This is a genomic window from Gammaproteobacteria bacterium (genome assembly GCA_028817225.1).
Taxonomy (GTDB): domain Bacteria; phylum Pseudomonadota; class Gammaproteobacteria; order Poriferisulfidales; family Oxydemutatoraceae; genus Oxydemutator.
Genome location: JAPPQC010000045.1, coordinates 1 through 18,825 on the forward strand (window position 1 = coordinate 1; position 18,825 = coordinate 18,825).

General features: G+C 68.0%; 15 protein-coding genes. 10 read left to right on the forward strand and 5 right to left on the reverse strand.

Translation table 11 applies throughout. The features are described from left to right. The first annotated feature begins 128 nt into the window (after nt 1-128). From purE to OXU50_06180, 5 genes are all read left to right on the forward strand, one after another. Nucleotides 129-608, forward strand: coding sequence for a 5-(carboxyamino)imidazole ribonucleotide mutase (purE, locus tag OXU50_06160; protein ID MDD9869459.1), 480 nt, complete (start codon nt 129-131; stop codon nt 606-608). A gap of 55 nt (nt 609-663) precedes the next feature. Then, nucleotides 664-1,665 (forward strand): aspartate carbamoyltransferase catalytic subunit, encoded by a 1,002-nt coding sequence (locus OXU50_06165; GenBank protein ID MDD9869460.1) that lies wholly within the window; start codon nt 664-666, stop codon nt 1,663-1,665. After that, nucleotides 1,662-2,948 carry a dihydroorotase gene (locus OXU50_06170; GenBank protein ID MDD9869461.1) on the forward strand — a complete coding sequence of 429 codons (1,287 nt, stop codon included), beginning with the start codon at nt 1,662-1,664 and terminating at the stop codon, nt 2,946-2,948. Before OXU50_06165 ends, OXU50_06170 begins: the two co-directional genes overlap by 4 nt. Further along, nucleotides 2,935-3,807, forward strand: a complete 873-nt coding sequence (locus OXU50_06175; protein ID MDD9869462.1) for a dihydroorotate dehydrogenase electron transfer subunit — start codon at nt 2,935-2,937, stop codon at nt 3,805-3,807. The genes OXU50_06170 and OXU50_06175 overlap by 14 nt, the downstream gene beginning before the upstream one ends. A gap of 145 nt (nt 3,808-3,952) precedes the next feature. Further along, the gene (locus tag OXU50_06180; GenBank protein ID MDD9869463.1) at nt 3,953-10,396 is read left to right on the forward strand and encodes a hypothetical protein; all 6,444 of its coding nucleotides are present in this window, start codon (nt 3,953-3,955) and stop codon (nt 10,394-10,396) included. A 13-nt stretch (nt 10,397-10,409) separates the two neighbouring features. Here the strand turns inward: OXU50_06180 and pyrR are convergent, their stop codons facing one another. The 3 genes from pyrR to gshB form a co-directional block, all read right to left on the reverse strand. Then, on the reverse strand, nt 10,410-10,916 hold the full coding sequence (gene pyrR, locus OXU50_06185; GenBank protein ID MDD9869464.1) for a bifunctional pyr operon transcriptional regulator/uracil phosphoribosyltransferase PyrR: 507 nt from the start codon (nt 10,914-10,916) through the stop codon (nt 10,410-10,412). 76 nt (nt 10,917-10,992) lie between these two features. Next, the gene (ruvX, locus tag OXU50_06190) at nt 10,993-11,436 is read right to left on the reverse strand and encodes a Holliday junction resolvase RuvX (protein MDD9869465.1); all 444 of its coding nucleotides are present in this window, start codon (nt 11,434-11,436) and stop codon (nt 10,993-10,995) included. Beyond that, entirely contained in the window at nt 11,426-12,418 is a 993-nt protein-coding gene (gene gshB, locus OXU50_06195) for a glutathione synthase (protein ID MDD9869466.1), read from the reverse strand. Before gshB ends, ruvX begins: the two co-directional genes overlap by 11 nt. 95 nt (nt 12,419-12,513) lie before the next feature. Here gshB and lepA point away from each other — a divergent pair, with 95 nt between their 5' ends. The 4 genes from lepA to OXU50_06215 all read left to right on the forward strand — a co-directional run bounded on the left by lepA (nt 12,514) and on the right by OXU50_06215 (nt 17,055). After that, a complete protein-coding gene (gene lepA / locus OXU50_06200) occupies nt 12,514-14,304 on the forward strand; it encodes a translation elongation factor 4 (protein MDD9869467.1) in 1,791 nt (596 codons plus the stop codon). A 77-nt stretch (nt 14,305-14,381) separates the two neighbouring features. Continuing rightward, nucleotides 14,382-15,392, forward strand: a complete 1,011-nt coding sequence (locus tag OXU50_06205; protein ID MDD9869468.1) for an MBL fold metallo-hydrolase — start codon at nt 14,382-14,384, stop codon at nt 15,390-15,392. Continuing rightward, nucleotides 15,389-16,216, forward strand: a complete 828-nt coding sequence (folP, locus tag OXU50_06210) for a dihydropteroate synthase (protein ID MDD9869469.1) — start codon at nt 15,389-15,391, stop codon at nt 16,214-16,216. The genes OXU50_06205 and folP overlap by 4 nt, the downstream gene beginning before the upstream one ends. After that, on the forward strand, nt 16,213-17,055 hold the full coding sequence (locus OXU50_06215) for a PD-(D/E)XK nuclease family protein (GenBank protein MDD9869470.1): 843 nt from the start codon (nt 16,213-16,215) through the stop codon (nt 17,053-17,055). The genes folP and OXU50_06215 overlap by 4 nt, the downstream gene beginning before the upstream one ends. A gap of 1 nt (nt 17,056) precedes the next feature. Here OXU50_06215 and thiE read toward each other — a convergent pair whose 3' ends face one another. Together thiE and OXU50_06225 are read right to left on the reverse strand one after the other, a co-directional pair. Next, on the reverse strand, nt 17,057-17,821 hold the full coding sequence (gene thiE / locus OXU50_06220; protein ID MDD9869471.1) for a thiamine phosphate synthase: 765 nt from the start codon (nt 17,819-17,821) through the stop codon (nt 17,057-17,059). After that, a complete protein-coding gene (locus tag OXU50_06225) occupies nt 17,821-18,603 on the reverse strand; it encodes a bifunctional hydroxymethylpyrimidine kinase/phosphomethylpyrimidine kinase (GenBank protein MDD9869472.1) in 783 nt (260 codons plus the stop codon). The genes thiE and OXU50_06225 overlap by 1 nt, the downstream gene beginning before the upstream one ends. 49 nt (nt 18,604-18,652) lie before the next feature. Here OXU50_06225 and OXU50_06230 point away from each other — a divergent pair, with 49 nt between their 5' ends. Further along, nucleotides 18,653-18,823, forward strand: a complete 171-nt coding sequence (locus tag OXU50_06230; GenBank protein ID MDD9869473.1) for a rubredoxin — start codon at nt 18,653-18,655, stop codon at nt 18,821-18,823. Nucleotides 18,824-18,825: the final 2 nt, after the last annotated feature.

The window sequence follows — 18,825 nt, forward strand, 5'->3', positions numbered from 1 at the left end:
CAGCGGCGCCTTCGGCCCGGTTGCGCTGGCGGCGTTGTCCGCGCTGCTGCTGCTGATGCTGGCGTATCTGCTGAAATCGCCCCACCGCGCGTCTGCGCGCCGTCGCCGCACCGCATAGAGCGGCGGCGATGTCCGTCGGCCTGATCATGGGCAGCGCCGGCGACTGGCCGGTGCTGAAACACGCCGCAGGCCAACTCCAACGCTTCTCCATTCCGTTTGAGAAAAAAGTCGTCTCGGCGCACCGCACGCCGGAGTGGATGTTTGACTACGCGCGCGGCGCCGAAGAGCGCGGCCTGCAATGCATCATCGCCGGCGCCGGCGGCGCCGCGCACTTGCCGGGCATGGTCGCGGCGCTGACGACCTTGCCGGTGCTCGGCGTGCCGGTGCCCGGACGCCACCTGTCGGGGCACGATTCACTGCTTTCCATTGTGCAGATGCCGCAGGGCGTGCCGGTGGCGACCTTCGCCGTCGGCGAGGCCGGCGCCGCCAACGCCGGCCTGTTCGCCTGCGCGCTGCTGGCGCTGCACTCCCCGCCGCTGCGCGAGGCGCTGAAGAAATTCCGCGAAGACCAGCGCCAATCGGTGCTGCAATCCGCACTGCCCGACTGAACGCCCGCCGCCGGCCTTGACGCGGCGCGCGGCGGCGTCTTACAATGGCGTTTTAGTGGCTACTCCTGTTCGACCGGACCCTCTTTCCCCTTCCCGCCTGCAACTCGACGAGCACGGGCGGCTGCGCCATTTTCTGTGCATCGCCGGCCTCGCCCGCGAACACCTTGTCGAGATACTTGACACCGCCGAATCCTTCGCCGGCGCCGGCGACCGCGCCGCCGGCAAGGTGCCGCTGCTGCGCGGCAAGACCGTCGTCAACCTGTTCTTTGAGGCCAGCACGCGCACGCGCTCGACCTTTGAACTGGCGGCCAAGCGCCTGTCGGCGGATGTGCTGAACCTGGACATGGACACCGCCGCGGTGCAGAAGGGCGAGTCGCTGATTGACACGCTTCGCAACATGCGCGCGATGGATGTGGACATGTTCATCGTCCGCCACGGCGACAGCGGCGCCGCGCAATTCATCGCCCGCAATGTCGGCGAGGGCGTCGCCGTCGTCAACGCCGGCGACGGCGGCCACGCCCACCCGACGCAGGCGATGCTGGACATGTTCACGATACGCCGCTGCGGCAAGGACTTTGCGGCGCTGCGCGTCGCCATCGTCGGCGACATCCGCCATTCGCGCGTGGCGCGCTCGCAAATCGCCGCGCTCAACCTGCTCGGCGCGCGCGACATCCGCCTGGCCGGCCCGCAAACGCTGATGCCGGCGGGCGTGGAGCAACTCGGCGCGCGCGTTTTCAGCCGCATTGAAGACGCGCTGGCGGGCGCCGATGTCGTCATCATCCTGCGCTTGCAGCGCGAGCGGATGCGCGGCGGCTTCCTGCCGAGCGAGGGCGAATACTACCGGCGCTACGGCCTCACCTCGGCGCGTCTCGCGCTGGCCGACGCCGGCGCCATCGTCATGCATCCGGGGCCGATCAACCGCGGCGTGGAAATCAGTTCGCTGGTCGCCGACGGCGCCCGCTCCGTCATCCTGCGCCAGGTCGCCTACGGCATCGCCGTGCGCATGGCCGTCATGTCGCTGACCGTCAGCGGCCAGATCGGCGGACGCCCGCGATGAACAAGACGAACCTGCTGATACGCGGCGCGCAGATATTGAACCCCGCCGACGGCGGCGCCGGGCGCGTCGGCGACATTGCCGTTGAAGACGGCATCATCCGCGCCGTCGGCGCCGCGCCGCCGGCGTTTGAGCCGCACCAGATTATTGAGGCCGGCGGCCTTGTCGCGGCGCCGGGCTTTGTGGACCTGGCCGTGTCATTGCGCGAGCCGGGCCTGGAATACAAGGGCACGGTGTTCTCGGAAACCCGCGCCGCCGCCGCCGCCGGCGTGACGACGCTGTGCTGCACGCCGTGCACGCGCCCGGCGGTGGACTCGCCCGCCACCGTTGAATTGATAGAGCAGCGCGCCGCCGCCGCCGGTTTCTGCCGCGTGCTGATAGTCGGCGCGCTGAGCCGCGGCCTCGCCGGCGACGAACTGAGCGAGATGGCGGCGCTGCAAGAGGCCGGCTGCATCGCGCTCGGCAACGACCTGAACCCGTTCGCCGACCTGCGCGTGCTGCGCCGCGCGATGGAATACGCGGCGGGGCTGGAAATGCCGCTGTTTCTGCACGCCTGTGACGGCGCGCTCGCCGCCGGCGGCTGCGCCCACGAAGGCGCGGTGGCGACGCGCCTGGGGCTGGCCGGCATTCCGGCGTCGGCGGAGATTGCGGCGCTCGGCCAGTGCCTTGCGCTGGCCGCCGAAACCGGCGCGCGCGTGCATTTTTGCCGGCTGTCGTGCGCGCGCTCGGTTGAATTGCTGGCCGACGCGCGCGCGCGCGGCCTGCCGGTGTCCGCCGATGTCGCCGCGCACCAGTTGTTCCTGACCGAAGACGACATCAGCGACTTCAATTCCGACTGCCGCGTGCTGCCGCCGCTGCGCGCCGGGGAAGACCGCGCGGCGCTGCGCGACGGGCTGCGAAGCGGCGTCATTGACGCGGTCTGCTCCGACCACCAGCCGCACGACATCAACGCCAAACTGGCGCCGTTCCCGTCCAGCGAGCCGGGGATTTCGGCGCTTGAGACGCTGCTGCCGCTGGTGCTCGCCCTCGCCGAAGACGGTTTCGGCCTTGCCGCCGCGCTGGCGCTGGTTACATCGCGTCCGGGCGCGCTGCTGCCGGGCGCCGCCGGCCAACTGCGCGAAGGCGCCGCCGCCGACCTCTGCCTGTTCAACCCCGCCGCCGAATGGCGGGCAACCCCCGAAACCCTGCACAGCAGCGGCAAAAACACCCCGTTCCTCGGCGCCACGCTGACAGGCCGCGTTCACCGCACGCTGTATCAGGGGCGCGTTGTCCATGAGCCGGAGTAGCATTTTTTCCGAGCGCGCGCATGTTGTCGGGCAGCAGGCGTTTGACGCCGGGCAATATGTGTTGAAACTTCATGCGCCGCGCTGCGCCGCCGCCGCCGCGCCCGGCCAGTTCATGCATTTGCGCTGCGCCGGTGATTTGCCGCTGCGCCGCCCGTATTCCATTCTGTCCGCCGACGCCGGCAGCGGCGAGGTGGAGATGCTGTACAAGATCGTCGGCGCGGGCAGCCGCCGTCTTGCGGCGTGTTGCGCCGGTGATGTGCTGGACAGTCTCGGGCCGATTGGCCGTGCGTTCGCGCCGTCGCCCGAACGCCCCAATCTGCTGCTGGTCGGCGGCGGCGTCGGCATTCCGCCGATTCTGTTCCTGGCGGCGCGCGCGCACGAAGACGCTGCGGCCAACTACACGCCGCGGGTGCTGATGGGTTCGGAGATTCCGTTTCCTTTTGATGTGACGGATTCGGCATTGCCGTTCGCAGGCGTCGGCGACGAGGCCCGCGCAACAATGGCCGCGCTTGAACAGCGCGGCATCGCCGCGCGTCTTGCCAGCGGGCGCGGCTTTGCGAATTGTTATCGCGGCCCTGTCGGCGACCTTGCGCGGCAATGGCTGGACGCGGCGCCGCCCGATGAACTGGCGGCGACGGCAATGTTCGCCTGCGGCCCGTTACCGATGCTGCAACACATCGCGCGCATCGCCGCGCACTTCAATCTGCCGTGCCAGGTCGCGCTGGAAGAGACCATGGCCTGCGGCGTCGGCGGCTGCGCCGGCTGCACCGTCGCCGTGCGCGACGACAACGGCGGCATCGCAATGAAACGGGTCTGCGTGGACGGCCCGGTCTTCAATGCCCACCGCGTCTTCGGCTGAAGCGCGCCCGGCACGCCCGGCACGGCGCAGGCGTCCGGCGGCGCAGGCCGCAAAGGGCTTGCAGGGGCTTGCAGGGGCTTGCGGAGGGGTTGTATAATACGCCCCGCGCAGAGGGGACAAGAAATCTGCCGGTGTCGAACAAACCATGATGACTGTACATGCTCAACACGCGCGCAAAAAGCGCCGCGCAACCGCCGCGCCGTTGTTCCTGCGCGCCGCCATGGTCGTGGCGCTGCTGGCGGCGCCGGCGTTTCATTCGCAGGTGTTCGGCCAGACAGCGGCGGCGGTCAGCGGCGGCGGCGACCAGCGGGTGGATGAGAACAGCGCGGTCACCCTCAACGGCATTGTCAGCGGCGGCGGCGTGTTGACCTACGAGTGGGCGCAGGTGGCCTCCGACGATGCCGGAGCCGCCCTGGTTGTCGGCGGCTTCGAACTGACCGGCTCCACCGGCACGCCGGCTGCGAACGGCGCCGCCATGGTGACCTTCAATGTGTCAACGGCCACCGACAGGCGCGGGAACGGCGTACGGGATCTGGCGAGCGACCGGTATTTCTTCCGCCTGACCGGCCGCTCCACGACATCCGGCGAGACCACCGTGGCCACCGACACCGTGGCGGTTACCGTGTATCCGCCGCGCGCCCTCTATGTGACGGGCGGTTACCCGAGCATTGACGCCCGTGAGGGAGATACATTTTCCGTGGTGCTGTACCGCAGGGACGGCGTGCACCCGGCCGCCGGCATCCGGCTTCCCTTTGGCGCGGGCGCCGGCCCCAGCCGGGGACCAGACTGCCTCGCGCCGAAAGAGGGCGGTTCGGCGCCTCAGGATTTTCGCTTTGCCGGCGGGCACAGTCAGCTTGACGGAGTCATTCAACCTGAAGATGACTCCATTACACGGAACTACGAGGTTGTGGACGACAACATTCCCGAAAATACAGAGTGCCTCGGTTTTGGCTTCGCTCTGCACAACAACGCGGATCGTAGCTCCTGCTGCGCCAACAACTGGATAGTGGAGAATGAAGAAGGCTTTATCCAGAACGCGAGAATAAACGACAACGACACGATCACGGTCGGCTGGCAGGAGACGGCGGTTACGGTGGGCGAAGGCGCCGGCACGGTAACGCTGACCGCCGTCATCACCGACCCCGCGGCGGGCGGCGCCATTGAGCGCGACAACTTCATGCTGCAATATGACACCGCCGACGGCAGCGCCGCCAGCCCCGGCGACTACACGGCGGTGGTGTCGGGCATGGTCGAGTTGGGCGCCGACAGGCGCAGCGTCGCCGTCACCGTGCCCATCATTGACGACAGCGTGATGCGTGAATTCGGCGAGACTTTCACTGTCCGGATCAGCACGGCGAGCGTCACGCCGATGTTGACGGCAATCGGCTCGGCAACGGTGACCGTAACGATAGACGACAACGACTTCCCGACGCCGGTGGTCGGCGTCACGCCCAACCGCGCCAATTTCAGCGAGGGCGACACCGACGCCGAATTCACCATCACGCTGACGGGCGGCGCCTTCAACTCGGCGGTGGCGGTGCATTTTCAGGTGACGGGCACCGCCATCACCACCGGCGATTACGACATCACGCTGCCGGCCGGCATCGGCGCGATGAACTCGATGGGCACGCTGACGCTGATGACCCACAGCACCGACACCGAGGCCAACCCCGTCAGCGACACGATCAGGCTGACCATCACCGACGACGACAACACCGTGCGTGAGGACGCCGAAACGCTGGAGATTGCGGTGTGGACGGACGGCAGCGAGGTCAGCAGGACTTCGGTTACCATCGCCGCCGACCCCGTCGCGGATCGTTTCCTGTCGTTCGGCGCGGCAACGGCGGACGGCGCGGAAGGCGCCGAGATGGTCATTCCGGTTGAACTGACCGGCCTTGCGCCGTCGGGGAGTGTGCGGGTGGCCATCACCGCCGCCGCCGGCGCCGGCGCCAACCCGGCGGAGACCGGCGACTACACGCTGCTGACGCCGACGCTGACTTTCAACGCCACCGGCACGCAGAATGTCCGCCTGCGGATTGAGCAGGACAATGTCAATGAAAGCACTGAAACCGTGCTGGTTTCGCTCGGCGCGATAGAGGCCGATGGCGGCGGCGGCGGCACGGTGTCGCGGTCGCCGGATTCGGTGACTGTGTCCATCGCGCGGAACGACGCGATCACTTATTCCATTGCGGCCACGCCGGATCCGGCGGTGGAAGACGGCGAAGTGCGGTTCACTCTCAGTTTGAGCGCCCCGTCGGAAGGCGATGTGAGCGTGGCGCTTGGCGCAAGCGGCGGCGGCATGCTGAACGGCCGGCCATCGCTGGTGTCGGCGGAGTTCAGCGGCGTTCCGGCCAGTGTAACGGTGCCTGCCGGCGCCTCCAGCACCGAGTTCAGGGTTAGCCTGGTGGATGACAGTCTGGTGGAGGCGGAAGAGTCCCTCGGGCTGCTCCCCGGCGACATCACCCGGACGGCGCAGGCGGGCATGGTGAGCGCGGCGGGCGGCGCCCCCATCATTCGCATCACCGACAACGACGACGCCTACTACACCATCGCGGCGGCTGAAAACACGGCGGTTGAGGGCGGCGACGCGCGATTCACCGTCAACCTGGTGCGGCAGTCGGACGGCGGCGTGGTAACGGCGCCGGGCGCTGTCGTCGTGCCGTGGACGGCGCAGGTGGGCGCGCAGGGCAACACCGGCGACGCCAACACGCAGGCGATGCCCGACCTCACCGGCGGCACCGGCGCGGCGGGCGCGGCCCTCAGCGGCGAGGTGACGATTGCGGCGGGCCAGAGCACGGCGACGATTACGCTGTCCATCAACAGCGACAGCCTGGAGGAAACCGCCGAGACACTGACGGTGACGCTGGGCGCCTCCCCGACGCTGACGGCGGAAACCGGCGTGGTTGCCAGAAGCCCCGACGACAACGCCGCGCAGGTAACGATACCGGAGAACACGGCGGCGTCGCGGGTGTTGTCGGTCGCCCGCGCGTCCGGCGCCATGCGCAGCGAGCCGCTGTATGAACAGGATGCGTCGCGCGACGACACCGGCGCCGACCTGTATGAATTGACGATGAGCATCCCCGGCGGCGGCACCTCAAGCGAGGCCGTGATGGTGGAGTGGCGCGTTGTCACGGGCGCGGCGACCGCAAACGCCAACCCGGCGGAGCCTGCGGAAGACTTTAATGTGGTCAGCGGCACGGCGACCTTCGCCGCCGGCGCCGCCGACGGCGCGACGGCGACCGTGGAGCTGCAACTGGCGGAAGACACGCTGAACGAGGGCGCGGAGCGGTTCTCCATTGAGTGGGAGTTGAACCCGGCCAACCCGGATGTGGCGTTGCCGCAGCGCACCAACGGCACCATCGCGCGCAGCACATCCGACACGATTGCGCTGTCTCTCAGGACGAGGATTCCCGCGAATACGGCATGCACCGTGGAATCCAGTGGCGGCTGCGCTTCGCTGACGATTGGCGGGCCTGCGGGAATTCTGGTTACCGACGACATCACGCTTTCCGTCACTTTTGACACAACCGGAGGCGTCGGCGGCGACAATTCCTGGAGCGTCGTGAATCCCTCCGATACGGTGGGCATGGCCGAGCAGACGGACGGCATGGTGACCGTGACCTCTTTCGGGGATGTTTATAACAGCGCCGGACAGACACTGCAATTTCAGGTTGGCCCGGTGGCTGACATGTTCAACGAGTCCACGCAGACCATTGTCGTCCGCTTCACCGGAGGCGAGAGCGCGGGCGATGTCAGCGTGGACGGCATTGGCGACATCAGTTTCATCCATGTTGACGACGACGCGACGACGGTGTCGGTCGGCGACGCGCCGGCGGCCAACGAGGGCGAGAATGCCATGTTCCCGGTGGAGTTCACCGGCGGCATTCCGACGCGCGATGTCGAGATTGACTGGGAAGTGGTGCACGGCACCACGGTGGATGCCGACTTTGTGTCGCTGACGGGCACCGAGAGAATCAGAATCGCCTTTCCGACCGGTCTGGCGGACGCGGTGACAACCGGCATTGTCCGCGTCGCGATTGCGAGGGATGACGATGACGAGGAAGACACCTTCACGCTGCGGCTGACCGGTGCGCGCGGCGCCGGCGGCAGCATCAGCGTGGCCGCCGCCACATCGGGGACGGCGGTGATCAACCGCCTTGATCTGGCGGCGCCGCGCTTCGCCGACCCGGATGAACAGCCCGGCTGGACCGGCGGCCAGCAGGTGCTGTGGGTGAAGATGAACGAGAACATCAAGGTGCTGGCGTCGCCGTCGGGGGCGACGGCTTCGACCGACGCGGCCAGCCTGACGACGCTGAACGCCGGCGACTTCACGGTAACCGAAAACTGCTGCGCGCCGGCGATGTCGGCGGCGGCGGGCATTGCGGTGAGCGCGGTTGCGGCGTTCCCGGACGCGACCAACCCGGCGTTGAGGCTGACGCTTGCGCGCGCGATCACGGGCGGCGCCGCCAATGTGATGGTTGACTACGCGCATTCCGGCGGCAACGCGATTTACGACACGGCGCTGGAGCGCGGCCTGTCGGGGCCGGGCGGGCGCAACATGACCACGGGCACCAGCGTGCTGCTGCCGGGTCTCAATGAGCACCTGACGGCCGACGCCGACGGCGACGGCATACCGGACGCGGTGGAGGCGAGAATCAGCGGCGACGCCGGCAACCCGTTTGTGGCGGTTACCGATGCGCAGCAGCCGGTGCTGGACATCAGGCGCACGGCTTCGCGCAACCCGGTGGCGTATTCCGGCATTCGCGCACACGGCGTGCGCGCGCACCTGGGCGTTTCGACGGTGGGCGTTTCGACGACGCGGACGGCGGCACAGACCATCACCGCATATTACAGCAGCGACACCTTCGGCTACGACGGCGCCTATGCGTGCGCCAGCGGCCAGTTTCCGGTGAATTACGCCGCGCCGCTGGCGGACGGCGGCTGCGCGGCGGTGGATTGGGGCGACATCCGTCCGGGCGTGAATCACACGATTGCATGGCTTGCGCGGTCGGCGGACGGTGTGTGGGCGGTGAGGACGAACACCGACAGCAACCTGCCGGAGATGGTCATCCAGCGGATACCGGAACTGAACATGGACGCGCAAAGCCGCTACACGACGGGCATGGTCGTGGTGAGCGCCTCGTTTGACAGCACGCCCAACGAGCCGCTGACGCTGGCACTGTCGAGAACGGAGCAAATCGAAACCGGAACGAGGGTGACGATGTTCACGGCGACCTGGAACAGCGGTGAGGACCTGACGCTGATGGTGACCGACACATCGGCGGTGTCGGCGGTGTGGGAGATTGCCGGATTGACGGCGGGTGTCGCAGGAGGCGGCGCATCGCTGCTGTATGTCCCGGCCGCGGACGCCGTCAACTTCCCGTCAGTCAGCCGGCACTCGCTGGGCCTGGTGCCGCGGACGCAGGTAACGCGCATCAACGCGCCGGTGCCGCCGATACTGGGCCGGTCGTGGCTGGTGTTTTCCAACAACCCCGGTGAAACGACCCATGTGCTGAGGGAAACCAATGTGCAAAGCCTGTATGTTGTGGTGGAAAACCTCGACGACATCGGCGCCGGAGTGTCGGTTGCGGTGACTCATGACGGCGCGCTGAGTTCGGCGGCGGCGGCCGGGACGCAGAGATTCCTGGACAGTTTGAATGCCTACGAGATTATCCTCACTGTGGGCGGCAATCTTTTGCCGACGACGAACACGGCGGTGATTCAGGTGGCGGTAACGGGCGGCTTCGGCGGCGTTACGACGGCGACCTACCGCTTCCCGATAACGGCGCCGACCGCGCCGCTGGCGGCGACGGCTGCGAGAGGCAATGACGAGGACAACGACGGGATCATTGACGCGATAGACGCCTTTGACGACAGCGACCACCTGCCGGTGGTGGTGGACGAGACGGCGGGCGCGAGTGCGTGGCACCACATCCGCCCGGCGCTGCCGCTGCACGACCTGCGCCTTGGCGAGATGACATTCCGTCGGCTGGCGATGGCGACGGCGAACGACCAGGTGGACGACTACGCCGAATACTCTGCGTCGGAGACGCCGCCGAGCACCAGCAACCTGGCGGTGGTGTATGACTTTGAAATCGGCGGCGTGGATTACGCCGATGTGACATCGGACAGCCGCACCGGCGGCGCGGCGGGCGTGATTATTCCGCTGCCGCGCGACCTGTATGACAGCGGCGCGAGCCTGGTGAAATACCCGTCGGATGTGGCGTTCAGCGTGGAAGGCGACAACGACTACGGCTTTGCGCAACTGCAAGAGGACGGCGCGTGCCCGGACGACACGATGACGGCGGGCAGCCCGTACCGCGAAGGCGAGACGCTGCGGCGCGCCAAGCGCGGCGGTGACGCCTGCCTGGTGGTGTATATCGTGGACGGCGGCCCGAACGACGAGGACGGCGCGGCCAACGGCATCATCAAGGACCCGCTCGGCGTTCGCGCCGGCAATGCCGCCGCCGGCAGCGGCAGCCGCAGCCACAGCGGCGCCTTCGGCCCGGTTGCGCTGGCGGCGTTGTCCGCGCTGCTGCTGCTGCTGGCGCTGAAATCGCCGCGCCGCGCGCGCCGCCGCACCGCATAGAGCCGCCGCCCCGTCAGGGCTTCGGCGACAGCGTTTCCACCCGCAGCGGGTCGGGGCCGCGCAGTTTGATCTGGCGGCCAGGTTCGGGCGTGACGGCGGCGCCGCAGACATCGGCGCAGACCGGCATTTCGCGGCCACCGCGGTCTATCAGCACCGCGAGCACGACGGCGGCGGCGCGGCCATAGTCAAACAGTTCGTTCAGCGCGGCGCAGACGGTGCGCCCGGTGTGCAGCACATCGTCCACGAGAATGACATGCCGGTCGGTCAGGTCGGTGTGAATCGCCGACGGCCTGACCCGCGGATACAGCCCGATGCGGCTGAAATCGTCGCGGTAGAAGTTGATGTCGAGCGTGCTGAGCCGCTCGCGCGCGCCGAGCAGGCGGTGCAGGCGTTCGGCGACCCAGACGCCGCCGGTGTGCACGCCGGCGATGACCGGGTCGTCCAGGCCGCGCTCGGCTATCAGCGCCCGCAAATCGCGCGCCATTTGTTCTATCAACGCTTCCGGTTGTATGTCGTTCATCGGTTGTTGTCCTCATGCACACCGGCGGCGGCGCTGCCGTTGCCGGGGTTGTCTGCGTTCATCACGGTTGTCTTCCTTATAATACGCCGTCCGCCGGCTCCATCCGCGACAGCCACCCCTCCAATATCAGCGCGGCGGCGGTTTTGTCAATCTCTTCCTTGCGGATTCGGGCGCCGCCGGCGCTGCGGCGCTGTTTCAGCAGGCGGTAGGCGTCGTTTGATGTCCACGCCTCGTCCGCCGTCTCCACCGGCCCGTTGAAACGGCGGCGCAGGCCCGACACAAAGCGGTTCAGCGCGTGCAGCAGTTCCGGCGGCGAGGTGTCGCCCGGTTTGCCGACGACGACGCGGCACGGCAGCCAGGTTTGCAGCAGCGCCTCAATGCGGCGCCATTCGGGGCTGCCCTTCCTGCACGCCAGCGTCGTCAGCGGCTGCACGATGCGCGTGTGCACATCACCGACGGCGACGCCGATGCGCGCAAGCCCGTAGTCAAAGCCCAGCACCTTGTCGCTGTCACTTGCCATGGTTCTTTCTTGCCGCCTCCACCTTGCCCTCAATCGCTTCAATCACCTGCCCGGTGATGTCCAGGCCGGTGGCGCGTTCCAGTTCGCGCGCGCAGGTCGGGCTGGTTACATTGATTTCGGTCAGGCGCCCGCCGATGACATCCAGGCCGACGAACAGCAGTTGCAGTTCGTTCAGGCGCGGCGCGATGCGTTCGCACAGCCGCACATCGCCCGGCTCCAGTTCCGCCACCTCGGCGCTGCCGCCGGCGGCGATGTTGGCGCGCAGTTCGCCCGCCGCCGGCACGCGCCGGATCGTCTTCGGCACCGGGCGCCCGCCGATGACGAGGATGCGCTTGTCGCCGTCGCGGTACTGCGGTATCAGCGCTTGCAGCATCACCGTGCGCGTGGAGTCGCGCGTCATCGTCTCCAGCAGCGTCGAGGCGTTGACATCGTCGCTGCGAACGCGAAACACCGACGCGCCGCCCATGTTGTCGAGCGGCTTGACGACGGTGTCGCGGTGGCGCTCGACAAACGCGGCGAGGCGGCGCGCGTCGCGACTCACCAGCGTTTCCGGGAAGGCGCCGGGAAACTCCTGCGCGAGGATTTTCTCGTTGACGGTGCAGATGCCGCGCGGGCGGTTGACGACGACGACGCCGGCGCGCGCCGCGTGCTCGAGTATCTGGCAGGTGTAGAAGTATTCCATGTCAAGCGGCGGGTCTTTTCGCATCAGCACCGCGTCGAGCGACGCCAGTTCCATGTCGCGCGCGGCGCCGGTGAATTCGTGCCAGCGTTCGTTGTCGAGCGACACGCGCACTTCGCGCGCGCGCGCGCAGGCGTTGCCGTTGTGCAGAAACAGGCCGCGCTGCTCAACATAAAACAGCCGCCAGTTGCGCCGCTGCGCCGCCTCCATCAGCCCCAATGTGGTGTCCTTGGCGGGGTGGATGCCGCCGATGTCGTCCATGACGACGCCGAGCGCGCGCGCGCCGCCTGTGTTGTCCGTCATGCCGTTCAATCCCGCCGTTGTGTGCCGCCTTTTGTGCCGTTCTGCGGGCCGGAGGTTACACCGGGCCGCCTGTGCGATTATAATCGTCTTTTGACATGAACCACATCCGCAATTTTTCCATCATCGCGCACATTGACCACGGCAAATCCACCCTCGCCGACCGCTTCATCCAGTTGTGCGGCAGTCTCAGCGAGCGCAAAATGGAGCACCAGGTGCTTGACTCAATGGACATCGAGCGCGAACGCGGCATCACCATCAAGGCGCAGGCGGTGTCGCTGCACTACCGCGCCGGCGACGGCGGCGCCTACCAGTTGAACCTGATTGATACGCCCGGCCATGTGGACTTCGGCTACGAGGTGTCGCGCTCGCTGTCGGCGTGCGAGGGCGCGCTGCTGGTCGTGGACGCGACGCAGGGCGTTGAGGCGCAGAGCATCGCCAACTGCTACGCCGCCATCGGCCAGGGCCTGGAGGTGCTGCCGGTGCTGAACAAGATGGACCTGGCGGTGGCCGACGCCGAGCGCGCCGCGCGCGAAATCGGCGACCTCATCGGCCTGGAAGCCGGCGGCGCCAGCCGCGTCAGCGCCAAGACCGGCGACGGCGTAGCCGAACTGCTGGAACGCATCGTGCGCGAGATTCCGCCGCCGCGCGGCGACCCGGACAAGCCGCTGAAGGCGCTGGTGATTGACTCGTGGTTTGACCCGTATCTTGGCGTGGTCGCGCTGGTGCGCGTGATGGACGGGAAACTGGCGCCGCGCCGCCGCATCATGGCGATGGCGAGCGGCGCCGTGCACCAGGTGGAGGCCGTCGGCGTGTTCACGCCGGAGCGCGTCGAGAAGGCGGCGCTTGAGGCCGGCGAGGTCGGCTTTGTGACCGCCGGCATCAAGGACACCGGCGCGGCGCGCGTCGGCGACACGCTGACCGACGCCGGCGCGCCGGCGGCGCAGCCGCTGCCCGGCTTTGAGAAGATACAGCCGCGCGTGTTCGCCGGCCTCTACCCGGCGGACTCCGACGACTACAAGGACTTGCGCGACGCCCTGGATAAACTGGGCCTGAACGACGCCGCGCTGCACTGCGAGCCGGAGACTTCGCAGGCGCTCGGCTTCGGTTTCCGCTGCGGTTTTCTCGGCCTGCTGCACATGGAAGTCGTGCAGGAACGCCTGGAGCGCGAATACGGGCGCGACCTGGTGACGACGGCGCCGACGGTGACCTACCGCGTCCGTCTCACCGACGGCGGCGTCGCCGAGGTGCACAACCCCGACATGCTGCCGCCGCCCAACCGCATCGCCCATATTGAAGAGCCGGTCATCGGCGCGACGATACTGGCGCCGAAGGAATACATCGGCGCCGTCATCGGCCTGTGCATGGAAAAGCGCGGCGAGCAGAAGTCCATCCACTACACCGGCGCGCAGGCGGCGCTGGAATTCCGCCTGCCGCTGAACGAGATAGTCTTTGACTTCTTCGATCGCCTGAAGTCGCTGACGCGCGGCTATGCGTCGTTTGACTACCAGTTGGCGGGCTTCCGCGAGGCGCCGCTGGTGCGCCTTGACATCCTGATCAACGGCGAGCGCGTGGACGCGCTTTCAATGATTGTGCACAAGGACAACGCGGCGCCGCTGGGGCGCGCGCTGGTCAACAAGATGCGCGACTTGATACCGCGCCAGATGTTTGACATCGCGATTCAGGCCGCCGTCGGCTCGCGCATCATCGCGCGCTCGACGACGAAGGCGCTGCGAAAGAATGTGACGGCCAAGTGCTACGGCGGCGATGTGACGCGCAAGCGCAAACTGCTCGAGAAACAAAAGGCCGGCAAAAAACGCATGAAACGCATCGGCAAGGTCGCGCTGCCGCAAGAGGCTTTTCTGGCGATTCTGAAGGTGGAGAGGTGAGTGTGCGGTGTGCAGGGGCTGGCGGTGGCGCCGATGTTGCCGAAGGTGCGGCGGTGAGTGCGCGGCGCGTGCGGGCTGTGTCGCGGACGCTATTGGCGCTGCTGTTGTGCGCGGCGTGCGCGCGCGCCGCCGCCGATGTGATGGTGGTTACGCTGCTCGGCACCGGCACGCCGCGCCCGGAGGTGTCGCGTTTCGGCCAGGCGGTGCTGGTTGAAGCCGGCAATGACAAACTGCTGTTTGACGCCGGGCGCGGCGTCGCCCAGCGCGTGATGGAACTGGGGCTGGATTTCAGCGACCTGCACACGGTGTTCATCACGCACCTGCATTATGACCACATCATCGGCCTGCCCGACCTGCTGCTGTCGGGCTGGATTTACGGGCGCGCGCAGCCGCTGGAGGTGCGCGGCCCGGCGGGCATCGCCGCGCACCTGCGCCATCTGGAGCAGGCCTACAAGCGCGACATTGAACTGCGCCTGTCGTACACGAAACTGCCGCCCGCCGGCGCCGCTTTCCGCGCCGCCGAAATCATCGTCGGCGCGGACGGCGGCGAGGGCGGCGGCAAGGGCGACGGCGCGGGCGGTGGCGAGGGCGGTGGCGAGGGCGACGGCAAGGGCGGTGGCGCGGACGGCGGCGCAGTGTGGCGGCGCGGCGACCTGAAGGTGACGGCGTTCACCGTCAATCACGGCGTCGTGAAGCCGTCGTTCGGCTACCGCGTGGATTACCGCGGGCGCTCGGTGGTCATCTCCGGCGACACCGGTTATTCGCGGCAACTGGTCGCGCATGCGCGCGGCGCCGACCTGCTGGTGCATGAAATCGCCGCCGCCTCCGACGCGCTGCAACGCGCCAACCCGCGGCTTGTGCGCGTGCTGGACTATCACTCAACGCCGGAGGAAGTGGCGCGCGTCGTGCGCGAAACCAAACCGCGCATGACGGCGCTGGTGCACCCGCTGGTCTTCGGCGTTTCCGAAGACGACATCCTGGCGCGCATCGGCGGCGAACCGGGCAAAGTCGTCTTCGGCGAAGACCGGATGGCGTTTGATATCGGCGACCGCCTGCGCGTGTACGCGCGCCCCGGAGCGTCGCCATGAAGCGCGGCAATGGCGCGCCGCGGCTGATGGGCATATTGAACCTGACGCCGGACAGTTTCTCGGACGGGGGCCTGTACAACGACACCGGCAAGGCGCGCCGCCGCGCCGCGCAGATGCTGGAAGAGGGCGCCGACATCATTGACATCGGCGGCGAATCCACGCGCCCCGGCGCCGCGCGCGTTGCCGCCGCCGAGCAGAAGGCGCGGGTGCTGGACGCCGTCGCCGCGGTTTGCGAACGCAGCCCGCGCCCGCTGGTCAGCATTGACACGACGCTGGCGGAAGTCGCCGAGGCCGCGCTGGATGCCGGCGCCGGCATGATCAACGATGTGTCGGCGGGGCGCGAAGACCCGGAAATTCTTGAACTGGCGGCGGCGCGGCGCGTGCCGATTTGCCTGATGCACATGCAGAACGGCCCGCAGACGATGCAGGATAACCCGCGCTACGATGATGTTGTCGCCGAAGTCGGCGCGTTTCTGGCCGCGCGCGCCGAACACGCAATCGCGCGCGGCGTCGGGCGCGACAACATTCTGCTGGACCCGGGCATCGGTTTCGGCAAGACGACGGCGCACAACCTTGCGCTGATCAACAACCTGCAAACCTTCACCGGCCTCGGCTTTCCGGTGCTGCTGGGCGCCAGCCGCAAGCGCTTCATGGGCCAGTTCTGCCGCGCCACCGACGCCGCCGCGCGCGTCGCCGCCGGCGTCGCGGTCACAGTGCTTGGCGCGCAGGCCGGCATCGCCGTTTTCCGCGTGCACGATGTGTGGCAGCACCGCCAGGCGCTCGACCTGATGAACGCACTGGCAAACCGGGCCGCGCCGCAATGAAAGTGCTGTCGGTTGCCGACCGCTTTGACAGCGTGGCCGAGGAGCGCGTGATTACGATTTCGCGGGTCAAGGACGCCTCGTGCCTGCACCGCTATTTCAAGAATTATGTGGAACGCCCGAAGGACGAGGCGGCGTTTGTCAGCATTGAGACCGCCGTCGGCAGTTTCTTTCATTCGTGCGCCGAGGACTGGCTGAAGGAAATCGCCGCGCGCGGCGGCGTCATCGGCGACGACGACCGGATGGATGTCGCCGGCCTGCTTCGCAAGTTCCGGTTGTCGTTCCAGTGGCAGGGGCGGCTGCGCGAGCCGTACCGGATTGTGCGCCGCGGCGCCGTGTTTGACGACTTTGTCACGCGCCTCGAGCGCATCGCCGCCAACTTCAACGAGTTTGTGTCGCAGCGTCTCGCCGGCAGCGAGGTGGCGGCGGTGGAGGGCGCGCTGCAAATCAGCACCGACGAGATGCTGATACGCGGGCGCTACGACCTGGTGTCGCGCGACGCCGGCGGGCGGCTGATGCTGTGGGACTGGAAGAGCGGGCGCATGCCGAAACCCGAATACCACGACGACTTCCTGAACCAGAAGGTGCAACTGGGCATTTACGCAATCTGGATGCGTTACCGCTACGACACGCCCGATGTGGAAGGCGCCGCGGTTTTCCTGCGCGACCGCCCGCAATGCCTGTCGGAAACCTTCACGCCCGACATTGAACGCATGGTGCTCGATTACCTCGCCGACAACCGCCGCCGCCTGAACCGCCTGAACCAATGGCCCCCGTCCCCCGGCCCGCTGTGCGACTGGTGCGGCTGGAAACCAATGTGCCCGGCCTTTAAAGGCGATTGATTTATTGGCCGGGCCGCGCCGCGAGGCAGGCGGCGACGGCGGCGCGCGGGTCGGCGGCGGCCAGCACGCCGGACGCCGCCGCAATCAGTTGCACACCGCATTCCCACACCGCGCGCGCGTTGTCCGGGCCGATGCCGCCGATTGCACAAACCGGCAGCGCGCAACCCTGCACGCATTTTCTCAGCGTATCAAGCGAGATGCGCGCGGCCTGCGGCTTCGTCGGCGACGCAAACACCGAGCCGAACGCGACATAATCGGCGCCGTCGTCCCGCGCCCGCGCCGCGCGCGCCGCCGAGTCGTAGCATGACACGCCGACAATGGCGCCGCCGCCCAGTCGCCGCCGCGCCGCCGCCACGCTGCCGTCGCCGTCGCCAAGATGCACGCCGTCGGCGCCGAGTTCGGCGGCGAGGGCAATGTCATCATTGACAATCAACGGCACACCAAACCGGCGGCAAACGGCTTGCAAAGACGCCGCCTGCCGCCGCCGCACATCACCGCCGCCGCGCACATCGCGGCTACTACGCGCACCGCCGCCGCGCGCATCAATGCGGCTATTACGCGCACCGTCGCCACCGCGCACATCGCCGCCGCTGCCGCGCGCATTACTGCCGCTATCGCCGCGTCCATGCTTGCAGCGATACTGCACCAGCACAACACCGGCCTCAAGCAACGGCGCAATCACATCACCGCCGCCACCCGCCGGCAACAACCCCGCATCGGCAATCAGATAAACCCCCGACGGCACTTTGGACACGGCGTTCGGCATCACGCTTCAGACCGCTGCGGCGCCGGATTGCCGTGCTGCGGAATGGGCGCGCGCAGCAAACAGCGGTAAGTGTAATCGTGCGCGCGCCGCGCCGCCTCCGCGACGGACGCGCCGCGCGCCAGTTCAACGGCGAGCGCGCTTGACAGCGTGCAGCCGCTGCCGTGATAGCGGTGCGGCAGGCGTTGGCAGGTGATGTCGCACGGCGGCGCGCCGTTGCGGTAGAGGCGGTGGCGCAGTTGCCCGTTGCTTTCGGATTCGCCGGTAATCAGCACCGCGCCACATCCGCTTTCAAGGATTTTTGCGGCCATCGCCGCGGCGTCGCCAACAACCGCCGCCAGCCGCGCCGCCTCGTCCAGGTTCGGTGTTGCGACTGTCGCAAGCGGCAACAGCCGTGCAACGATCCGCGCCGTCGTCGCATCGTCGCAGAACAGGTAACCGCCGCCGGCGGCCAGCACCGGATCCAGCACGACGGGCGTGTTTGGCAGCGCCGCCAGCGCGTCGGCGACGGCGTCAACGACGGGCGCCGACGGCGTCAGGCCGATTTTGACGGCGGCAATGGGTTCATTCGCCGCCAGTTCGCCAATCCGGCGGCGCACGGCGTCGGCGTCGGCGGGCGCGCACGACTGCGCGTTAACGCTGTCCTGCCGCGTGCGGCAGGTGATGACGGCCAGCGCACGCGCGCCGAGGGCGGCGGCGGTTTCGGCGTCGGCGCGGGCGCCGGCGCCGCCGCCGGGGTCGAGGCCGGAGACGGCGAGTATCGTCAACTTTGCGCGGCTGTTCATCGTCTTCGCGCTATAATAGCAAGGCGGGCGCCCGCCGCCCGCGGCACCGATGGAATACAGAAAATACATGTGCGTTGTTTGCGGCCATCTCTACGACGAGGAAAAGGGCGAGCCGGAAGACGGCATCGCGCCCGGCACGCGCTGGGAGGACATTCCGTGGAACTGGGTCTGCCCGGAATGCGGCGCCGCCAAGTCCGACTTTGAGTTGGTCGAGGACTGAAC

What these genes read in the sequence shown, in the direction of transcription:
- OXU50_06170 (MDD9869461.1), top strand. Translation starts at nt 1,662, where the DNA reads ATGAACAAGACGAACCTGCTGATACGCGGCGCGCAGATATTGAACCCC.
- OXU50_06180 (MDD9869463.1), top strand. Translation starts at nt 3,953, where the DNA reads ATGATGACTGTACATGCTCAACACGCGCGCAAAAAGCGCCGCGCAACC.
- purE (MDD9869459.1), top strand. Translation starts at nt 129, where the DNA reads ATGTCCGTCGGCCTGATCATGGGCAGCGCCGGCGACTGGCCGGTGCTG.
- pyrR (MDD9869464.1), bottom strand. Translation starts at nt 10,916, where the DNA reads ATGAACGACATACAACCGGAAGCGTTGATAGAACAAATGGCGCGCGAT.
- OXU50_06230 (MDD9869473.1), top strand. Translation starts at nt 18,653, where the DNA reads ATGGAATACAGAAAATACATGTGCGTTGTTTGCGGCCATCTCTACGAC.
- folP (MDD9869469.1), top strand. Translation starts at nt 15,389, where the DNA reads ATGAAGCGCGGCAATGGCGCGCCGCGGCTGATGGGCATATTGAACCTG.
- OXU50_06215 (MDD9869470.1), top strand. Translation starts at nt 16,213, where the DNA reads ATGAAAGTGCTGTCGGTTGCCGACCGCTTTGACAGCGTGGCCGAGGAG.
- thiE (MDD9869471.1), bottom strand. Translation starts at nt 17,821, where the DNA reads ATGCCGAACGCCGTGTCCAAAGTGCCGTCGGGGGTTTATCTGATTGCC.
- lepA (MDD9869467.1), top strand. Translation starts at nt 12,514, where the DNA reads ATGAACCACATCCGCAATTTTTCCATCATCGCGCACATTGACCACGGC.
- OXU50_06175 (MDD9869462.1), top strand. Translation starts at nt 2,935, where the DNA reads ATGAGCCGGAGTAGCATTTTTTCCGAGCGCGCGCATGTTGTCGGGCAG.
- gshB (MDD9869466.1), bottom strand. Translation starts at nt 12,418, where the DNA reads ATGACGGACAACACAGGCGGCGCGCGCGCGCTCGGCGTCGTCATGGAC.
- ruvX (MDD9869465.1), bottom strand. Translation starts at nt 11,436, where the DNA reads ATGGCAAGTGACAGCGACAAGGTGCTGGGCTTTGACTACGGGCTTGCG.
- OXU50_06225 (MDD9869472.1), bottom strand. Translation starts at nt 18,603, where the DNA reads ATGAACAGCCGCGCAAAGTTGACGATACTCGCCGTCTCCGGCCTCGAC.